This is a genomic window from Streptomyces djakartensis (genome assembly GCF_014651075.1).
GTDB classification, from domain to species: Bacteria; Actinomycetota; Actinomycetes; order Streptomycetales; family Streptomycetaceae; genus Streptomyces; species Streptomyces djakartensis.
Genome location: NZ_BMWE01000028.1, coordinates 60908 through 69831 on the forward strand (window position 1 = coordinate 60908; position 8924 = coordinate 69831).

Consider the following 8924-nt stretch of genomic DNA (forward strand, 5'->3'; position numbering starts at 1 on the left):
TTCGAATGTACTGACCGGTACTCCACCGCGTCACCTGGCCGTCGGTGTGATCGCTCGCACGTTGCGTAACCACCTCCGGCGCGCTGCACTGAATTCATGCTGACGCGAATCGACCACATCGGGATCGCCTGTTTCGACCTCGACAAGACCGTCGAGTTCTACCGGGCCACCTACGGCTTCGAGGTCTTCCACTCCGAGGTCAACGAGGAGCAGGGCGTGCGCGAGGCCATGCTCAAGATCAACGAAACGTCCGACGGCGGGGCCTCCTACCTGCAGCTTCTCGAGCCGACCCGCGAGGACTCCGCCGTGGGCAAGTGGCTCGCGAAGAACGGGGAGGGCGTCCACCACATCGCTTTCGGTACGGCGGACGTCGACGCGGAGTCCGCGGACATCCGCGACAAGGGCGTACGCGTCCTGTACGAAGAGCCCCGACGCGGTTCCATGGGGTCACGGATCACCTTCCTGCACCCCAAGGACTGCCATGGCGTACTGACAGAACTGGTCACTTCGGCGCCTGTTGAGTCACCTGAGCACTGACCCTCGTACATAAGGGCCGGTAGGGTTGGGTGCGGTCGCCGCCCAATCCGCGGCGACCGCATTCCGGGGTCCGGGTTTCGGGGGACGAGCGCGGGGCAACAGCCTCTGCTCCGCCGATGATCTGACACCATTCCCCGGGGGCCCCGTTCGGTGGATGGACGGAGCTCGCTTAAGAGAGTTGCGACCAGGGGACGGATGGGACCGCGCAGTGCGGGGCTACGAGAGCCAGGAGCGAGAGCCGGCGGCTGACGTCGACCACCTCTCTCGGTTCGAAGCCGAGATGAAGCGGCTGAAGACCGAGCGGGAAAAGGCGATCCAGCACGCCGAGGACCTCGGCTACCAGGTCGAGGTGCTGCGCGCCAAGTTGCACGAGGCGCGGCGCACCATCATGTCCCGGCCCTCCTTCGAGGGGGGCGACATCGGCTGGCAGGCCGAGCAGTTGCTGCGCAACGCGCAGATGCAGGCCGACCAGATCCGCGCGGACGCCGACCGGGAGCTGAGCGAGGCCCGGGCCCAGACCCAGCGGATCCTCCAGGAGCACGCCGAGCAGGCGGCCCGGCTCCAGGCGGAGCTGCACCAGGAGGCGGTGACCCGGCGCCAGCAGCTGGACCAGGAGCTGGCCGAGCGGCGCCAGACGGTCGAGTCGCACGTCAACGAGAACGTGGCGTGGGCGGAGCAGCTGCGGGCCCGCACCGAGCAGCAGGCCCGCCGGCTGCTGGAGGAGTCCCGCGCCGAGGCCGAGCAGTCCCTGGCCACCGCACGCGCGGAGGCCGAGCGGCTGGCCACCGAGGCCCGGCAGCGGCTGACCAGCGCGGCCGAGGAGGCCCGGGCCGAGGCGGAGCAGATCCTGCGGCGGGCCCGCACGGACGCCGAGCGGCTCCTCAACGCGGCCTCCACGCAGGCCCAGGAGGCCACGGACCACGCCGAGCAGCTGCGCACGTCCACCGCCACCGAGTCGGAGTCGGCGCGCCGCGAGGCGCAGGAGCTGAGCAGGGCCGCCGAGCAGCGGATGGCCGAGGCCGAGGAGGCGCTCCGCAAGGCGCAGTCCGAGGCGGACAAGCTGGTCACGGAGGCCAAGGAGGCCGCCGCCAAGGCCCTGGCGAGCGCCGAGTCCGCGAACGAGACGCGCACACGCACGGCCAAGGAACAGGTCGCGCGGCTGGTCGAGGAGGCCACGAAGGAGGCCGAGAACACCAAGTCCGAGGCGGAGCAGATCGTCGCGGACGCCCGTGCCGAGGCCGAGAAGATCGTCGCGGAGGCCGCCGAGAAGGCCCGCACGCTCACCGCCGAGGAGACCGCGACCCAGCTGTCCAAGGCGGCCCGGACGGCCGAGGAGGTCCTCACCAAGGCGTCGGAGGACGCCAAGAAGACCACCAGGGCGGCGGCCGAGGAGGCCGAGCGGATCCGCAGGGAGGCCGAGGCCGAGGCGGACCGGCTGCGTGCCGAGGCGCACGACATCGCCGAGGAGCTCAAGGGCGCGGCGAAGGACGACACCAAGGAGTACCGCGCCAAGACGGTCGAGCTCCAGGAGGAGGCCCGCCGGCTGCGCGGCGAGGCCGAGCAGCTGCGGGCGGACGCCGTCGAGGAGGGCGAGAAGATCCGCGCCGAGGCCCGCAAGGAGGCCGTGGCGCAGATCGAGGAGGCGGCGCGGTCCGCCGAGGAGCTGCTGGCCAAGGCCAAGGCGGACGCGGACGAGCTGCGGACGACGGCCCAGACGGACAGCGAGAAGGTCCGCACCGAGGCCATCGAGCGGGCGACGACTCTGCGCCGCCAGGCCGAGGAGACGCTGCAGCGCACCCGGCAGGAGGCGGAGCGGCACCGCGAGGAGGTCATCGAGCAGGCCGAGTCCCTCAAGGCGGACGCCGAGCGTGCGGTGCTGGAGCTGCACGAGGAGACCGAGCGGGCCATAGAGGCACGCCGTGCGGAGGCCGCCGAGGAGCTGACGCGGCTCCAGCGGGAGGCCGAGGACCGGCTGACGGCGGCCGAGCAGGCGCTGTCGGAGGCCCGTGAGGAGGCCGCGCGGATCCGCCGCGAGGCCGTGGAGGAGAACGACCGGCTGCGCGCCGAGGCCGCCGAGCGGATCCGTACGCTCCAGCAGCAGGCCGAGGCGGAGGCCGAGCGGCTGCGTGACGAGGCCGCTTCCGACGCGTCCGCCGCGCGGGCCGAGGGCGAGGCCGTCGCCGTGCGGCTGCGGTCGGAGGCCGCGAGCGAGGCCGAGCGGCTGAAGTCGGAGGCGCAGGAGAGCGCCGACCGGGTGCGCTCCGAGGCGCAGGCCGCCGCCGAGCGGCTGGCCACCGAGGCGTCCGAGACGCTGGCCGCCGCCCAGGAGGAGGCCAACCGGCGCCGCCGTGAGGCCGAGGAGCTCCTCGGCAGCGCCCGGCAGGAGGCCGACCAGGAGCGCGAGCGGGCCCGCGAGCAGAGCGAGGAGCTGCTGGCCTCGGCGCGCAAGCGCGTGGAGGAGGCGCAGGCCGAGGCGGTCCGGCTGGTCGAGGAGGCCGACCGGCGGGCCACCGAGATGGTGTCCGCGGCCGAGCAGCACGCGCAGCAGGTCCGGGACTCCGTGGCCGGGCTGCACGAGCAGGCCCAGGAGGAGATCACCGGGCTGCGCAGCGCCGCCGAGCACGCGGCGGACCGTACGCGGCGGGAGGCGCAGGAGGAGGCGGACCGGGTCCGCTCCGACGCCTACGCGGAGCGGGAGCGGGCGAGCGAGGACGCCGCCCGGCTGCGGCGCGAGGCGCACGAGGAGACCGAGGCCGCCAGGACGCTCGCCGAGCGGACGATGTCAGAGGCGATCAGCGAGGCGGAGCGGATCCGTGCCGAGGTCGCCGAGCACGCCCAGCGGGTGCGTACGGAGGCGTCGGACGCCATCGCCGAGGCCGAGCAGAGCGCTTCGCGTACCCGGGCGGACGCCCGTGAGGACGCCAACCGCATCCGTTCGGACGCGGCGACGCAGGCGGACACCCTCATCACCGAGGCGCGCAGCGAGGCGGAGCGGCTCACCACGGAGACGGTCCAGGAGACCGACCGCCTGCGGATGGAGACGGTCACCGAGGCCGAGCGGGTCCGTACCGAAGCCCTCTCGGAGGCCGAGCGGGTCCGCTCCGAGGCGGCCGCCGAGGCCGAGCGGATGCGGAGCGAGTCGGTCGCCAAGGCCGAGCGGCTGGTCGGGGAGGCCTCGGACGAGGCGGAGCGGCTGCGGGCCGAGGCCGCCGAGACGGTCGGCTCGGCGCAGCAGCACGCCGAGCGGGTCCGCGGCGAGGCCGAGCGCGTCAAGGCGGACGCGGAGGCGGAGGCGGAGCGGCTCGTGGCGTCCGCGCGCGAGGAGGCCGACCGCACGCTGGACGAGGCCCGCAAGGACGCCAACAAGCGGCGCTCCGAGGCGGCCGAGCAGGTCGACAAGCTCATCACGGAGACCACGGCCGAGGCCGACAAGCTGCTTGCCGAGGCGCAGCAGCAGGCGCAGAAGGCCACGGCGGAGGCCGAGGCGCAGGCCGACAGGATGGTGGGCGCGGCCCGCAAGGAGGCCGACCGGCTCGTCTCCGAGGCGACGGTCGAGGGCAACTCTCTGGTGGAGAAGGCCCGTACGGACGCGGACGAGCTGCTGGTCGGCGCGCGCCGGGACGCCACCCAGATCCGGGAGCGCGCGGAGGAGCTGCGGGACCGCATCACCTCGGAGATCGAGGAGCTGCACGAGCGGGCCCGGCGCGAGTCGGCCGAGGCGATGAAGTCGGCCGGCGACCGCTGCGACGCGCTCGTCAAGGCCGCCGAGGAACAGCTGGCGAAGGCGCAGGCGCAGGCCAAGGAGATCGTCTCGGAGGCCAACTCCGAGGCGGGCAAGGTCCGTATCGCCGCGGTGAAGAAGGCCGAGGGCCTGCTCAAGGAGGCCGAGCAGAAGAAGACCACGCTGGTCCGGGAGGCCGAGGAGCTCAAGGCCGAGGCGATCCGCGAGGCCAGGCGCACGGTGGAGGAGGGCAAGCGTGAGCTGGAGGTCCTGGTCCGCCGCCGCGAGGACATCAACGCCGAGATCTCCCGTGTCCAGGACGTCCTTGAGGCGTTGGAATCCTTCGAGGCCCCGTCCCCGGCGAAGGACGGCGGGGTGAAGGCCGGCGCGACCGTCGGCGCACCCCGTTCGGGTGGCAAGTCCTCGGAAAGCTAGAAAGGGAGGCGACCGCGGTGTCTGTTGAGGCCTTCGACCGAGGTTGGCAAGCGGTCCTGCCGTCAGCCACCCTAAAGGGGTCTCATTTTCCAGATCAAACGCGCATCCGCTCGATGACACACCGTTTCGGCCCCTAGGATTCCCTCTATCACCTCACCGGTCTCTTTCGACAGGAACCCCATGAGCGACACTTCCCCCTACGGCTTCGAGCTTGTGCGGCGTGGGTACGACCGCGCTCAGGTGGACGAACGTATCTCCAAGCTCGTCTCCGACCGTGACAGCGCTCTCGCCCGCATCACCGCTCTGGAAAAGCGCATCGAAGAGCTCCACCTCGAGACGCAGAACGCCCAGGCCCAGGTCAACGACGCCGAGCCGTCGTACGCGGGTCTCGGCGCGCGCGTGGAGAAGATCCTCCGCCTCGCCGAGGAAGAGGCGAAGGACCTGCGCGAGGAGGCACGGCGCGCGGCCGAGCAGCACCGCGAGCTCGCCGAGTCGGCCGCCCAGCAGGTGCGCAACGACGCCGAGGCGTACTCCGCGGATCGCAAGGCGAAGGCCGAGGACGAGGGCCTGCGGATCGTCGAGAAGGCCAAGAGTGACGCCGCCCAGCTGCGTTCCGAGGCGCAGAAGGACGCGCAGTCCAAGCGTGAGGAGGCGGACGCCCTCTTCGAGGAGACCCGCGCCAAGGCCGCCCAGGCCGCCGCCGACTTCGAGACGAACCTCGCCAAGCGTCGCGAGCAGTCCGAGCGTGACCTGGCCTCCCGTCAGGCCAAGGCCGAGAAGCGCCTGGCCGAGATCGAGCACCGGGCCGAGCAGCTGCGCCTGGAGGCCGAGAAGCTGCGCACGGACGCCGAGCGCCGCGCCCGCCAGACGGTGGAGACGGCCCAGCGTCAGGCCGAGGACATCGTGGCCGACGCCAACGCCAAGGCCGACCGCATCCGTTCGGAATCCGAGCGTGAGCTCGCGGCTCTCACCAACCGCCGCGACAGCATCAACGCCCAGCTGACGAACGTCCGCGAGATGCTCGCCACGCTCACGGGCGCCGCGGTCGCCGCCGCCGGCACGCCGGCCGAGGACGAGCCGGTCTCCCGCGGGGTCCCGGCCCAGCAGTCCCGGTAACGCCCGGGGATACGGAGTCTGAATCTCCGCAAAGTCCTCTGCCGCTCGGGTGGCAGAGGACTTTGCGGCGTTCTAGCGTGGCGGGCATGATTGAGCTCGAGGGGCTGACCAAGCGTTACGGCGAGAAGGTGGCGGTCAACAACCTGTCCTTCACCGTCAGACCGGGCGTCGTCACCGGCTTCCTCGGGCCCAACGGCGCGGGCAAGTCCACGACCATGCGCATGATCCTGGGGCTCGACCATCCCACCGCCGGCGACGTCCGGATCGACGGCAAGCGCTACCACCAGCTCAAGGACCCCTTGACGTACATCGGCGCGCTGCTCGAGGCCAAGGCCTGGCACGGCGGGCGCACCGCCTACAACCACCTGCTGTGTCTGGCACAGAGCAACGGCATTCCGGGCAGCCGGGTTCGGGAGGTGCTGGAGACGGTCGGGCTGACGGCCGTCGCGCGGAAGAAGACCAAGGGCTTCTCGATGGGCATGGGGCAGCGGCTCGGCATCGCCGCCGCGCTGCTCGGCGATCCCCGGATCCTGATGTTCGACGAGCCGGTCAACGGCCTCGACCCCGAGGGCATCCACTGGATCCGGACCCTGATGAAGTCCCTGGCGGCGCAGGGCCGGACCGTGTTCGTCTCCTCCCACCTGATGAGTGAGATGGCCCTGACCGCGGAGCACCTCGTCGTCATCGGGCAGGGGCGGCTCCTCGCGGACACCTCCATGGCCGACTTCATCGAGCGCAACTCACGGTCGTACGTGCGGGTCCGCAGCCCGCAGCGGGAGCGGCTCCTCGACGTGCTGCGGCAGGCCGGGATCGTGGCCGTCGAGAGCGGCGACGGACTGCTGGAGGTGGACGGTGGCAAGGCCGAGCTCATCGGCGAACTGGCGGCCCAGCACCGGATCACGCTGCACGAGCTGAGTCCGCGGCAGGCGTCGCTGGAGGAGGCGTTCATGCGGCTGACCGCGGAATCGGTGGAGTACCACGCACACAGCGGGACGAGCCCCGAGCCGCCACCGCGGCAGCAGTGGGGCGAGGGCTGGAAGAGGGGCTGAGCATGGCGGCGACACAGGTCGTACGGTCGGAGTGGACCAAGATCCGGTCAGTGGCGTCCACGGTGTGGACGCTCTCCCTGGTGGTGGTCGTGACGGTCGCCCTCGGCATGCTGATCTCGGCCCTGTCGAAGAACGAGTTCGACAGCATGGGCGGACGGGAGCGGGCCGAGTTCGATCCGACGTTCATCAGTTTCGCGGGGATGAGCCTCGGTCAGCTCGCGATGATCGTGTTCGGTGTGCTGGTCGTGTCGAACGAGTACAGCACCGGGATGATCCGCACCTCGCTGGCCGCGGTGCCGCAGCGCGGGGCCTTCCTGTTCAGCAAGATCGCGGTCGCCACGGCGCTGGCCCTCCTGGTCGGTCTCGTGACCAGCTTCGCCGCCTTCTTCCTGGGGCAGGCGATGCTCGGCGAGCACCGGGCGGAGATCGGCGACCCGGGAGTGCTGCGGGCGGTGATCGGCGGCGGTCTCTACATGACGCTCATCGCGATGTTCTCCATGGGCGTCGCCGCGATGCTGCGCTCGCCGATGCTGTCGCTGGGCATCCTGATGCCGTTCTTCTTCCTGATCTCCAACGTCCTCGGCAACGTCGACGCGACGAAGAAGGTCGGCCGGTTCCTTCCCGACCAGGCCGGCAGCAAGATCATGCAGGTGGTGACGCCGATCGGCGACGACACCCCGTACGGGCCGTGGGGCGGGCTGGGGATCATGGGGCTGTGGGTGCTCGCGGCACTGATCGGCGGGTACGTGCTGCTGAAGAAGCGCGATGCCTAGCGGGACAGGCTGGGCGTGACCTTTTACCTCCTCTTGGGTGGAACCGTCAGCGCGTCGATATCCTCCTAACCCTTACGGGGGCGTGTGCCCCGCTGTCCTGAACCTTGCGATGGGTGCGGAGCATGATCGAAGCAGTCGGCCTGACGAAGCGCTACGGCGACAAGACCGCTGTGTACAACCTTTCCTTCCAGGTGCGGCCCGGAGCCGTCACCGGCTTCCTCGGGCCGAACGGCTCGGGCAAGTCGACGACGATGCGGATGATCCTCGGTCTGGACAACCCGACGTCCGGGCATGTGACGATCGGCGGTTATCCCTACCGCAGGCTGCCCAACGCCCCCCGCCAGGTCGGGGCGCTGCTGGACGCGAAGGCCGTGCACGGTGGCCGGGCCGCCCGCAACCATCTGCTGTGCCTGGCGCAGCTGTCGGGCATCCCGGCGAGGCGGGTGGACGAGGTGCTCGGGGTCGTCGGCCTGCAGGACGTGGCCAGGAAGCGGTCCAAGGGCTTCTCCCTCGGCATGGGCCAGCGGCTCGGCATCGCCGCGGCGCTGCTGGGCGACCCGCAGGTGCTGCTGTTCGACGAGCCCGTCAACGGGCTGGACCCCGAGGGCATCCTCTGGGTGCGGAACCTGATGAAGGCGCTGGCGGCGGAGGGCCGCACCGTCTTCGTCTCCTCGCACCTGATGAGCGAGATGGCCCTGACCGCCGACCACCTCATCGTCATCGGCCGCGGACAGTTGCTCGCCGACATGAGCGTGCGGGACTTCATCTCCGCGAACTCCGCGGACTTCGCGCGCGTCCGGACGCCCGACACCGAGCCGCAGCAGCGCGAGAAGCTGTCGGCCGCGCTCACCGAGGCGGGCGGTCACGTCCTGCCCGAGCAGGACGGGGCGCTGCGCGTGACCGGGCTGCCGCTCCCCCGCATCAGCGACATCGCGCACGGCACCGACGTACGGCTGTGGGAGCTGTCGCCGCACCAGGCCTCCCTGGAGGAGGCGTACATGCGGATGACGCAGGGCGCGGTCGACTACCGCTCGACCATCGACCAGAAGGAAGGCCTGCAGCAGCCGCTGCCGCCGGGCGCGCAGCCGCCGATGCCGGTCCCGGGCCAGGGCCAGCCGGGCTGGTACGCCCCGCCGCCGCCCCAGGGGGCACCTGAGCAGGCGCCGCCGGGCCCGTACGCGGCGGCTCCGGGTGCCCCGGAGACCTCCGGCGCGGGCGCGCCGAACCCGTACGCCCAGCCCGTGCCCCAGGCGGCCCAGGGCCCCGCGCAGCCCGCTGCTCCGGCGCCGCAGG

General features: G+C 71.6%; 6 protein-coding genes. All 6 read left to right on the forward strand.

What is annotated here, in order from left to right; all coding sequences use genetic code 11:
- The first annotated feature begins 96 nt into the window (after positions 1 to 96).
- On the forward strand, positions 97 to 537 hold the full coding sequence (mce, locus tag IE212_RS31690) for a methylmalonyl-CoA epimerase (protein ID WP_190201425.1): 441 nt from the start codon (positions 97 to 99) through the stop codon (positions 535 to 537).
- Positions 538 to 745: 208 nt separating this feature from the next.
- A complete protein-coding gene (scy, locus tag IE212_RS31695; protein ID WP_190201426.1) occupies positions 746 to 4693 on the forward strand; it encodes a polarized growth protein Scy in 3948 nt (1315 codons plus the stop codon).
- A 180-nt stretch (positions 4694 to 4873) separates the two neighbouring features.
- Positions 4874 to 5809, forward strand: coding sequence for a coiled-coil domain-containing protein (locus IE212_RS31700; RefSeq protein WP_030246517.1), 936 nt, complete (start codon positions 4874 to 4876; stop codon positions 5807 to 5809).
- A gap of 86 nt (positions 5810 to 5895) precedes the next feature.
- Positions 5896 to 6858 carry an ABC transporter ATP-binding protein gene (locus IE212_RS31705; protein ID WP_190201427.1) on the forward strand — a complete coding sequence of 321 codons (963 nt, stop codon included), beginning with the start codon at positions 5896 to 5898 and terminating at the stop codon, positions 6856 to 6858.
- Complete coding sequence (locus IE212_RS31710; protein WP_190201434.1) at positions 6855 to 7631, forward strand: ABC transporter permease; 777 nt, start codon at positions 6855 to 6857, stop codon at positions 7629 to 7631. The genes IE212_RS31705 and IE212_RS31710 overlap by 4 nt, the downstream gene beginning before the upstream one ends.
- Before the next feature lie 122 nt (positions 7632 to 7753).
- A partial coding sequence (locus tag IE212_RS31715) for an ABC transporter ATP-binding protein (RefSeq protein WP_190201428.1) occupies positions 7754 to 8924 on the forward strand: 1171 nt, incomplete at its 3' end.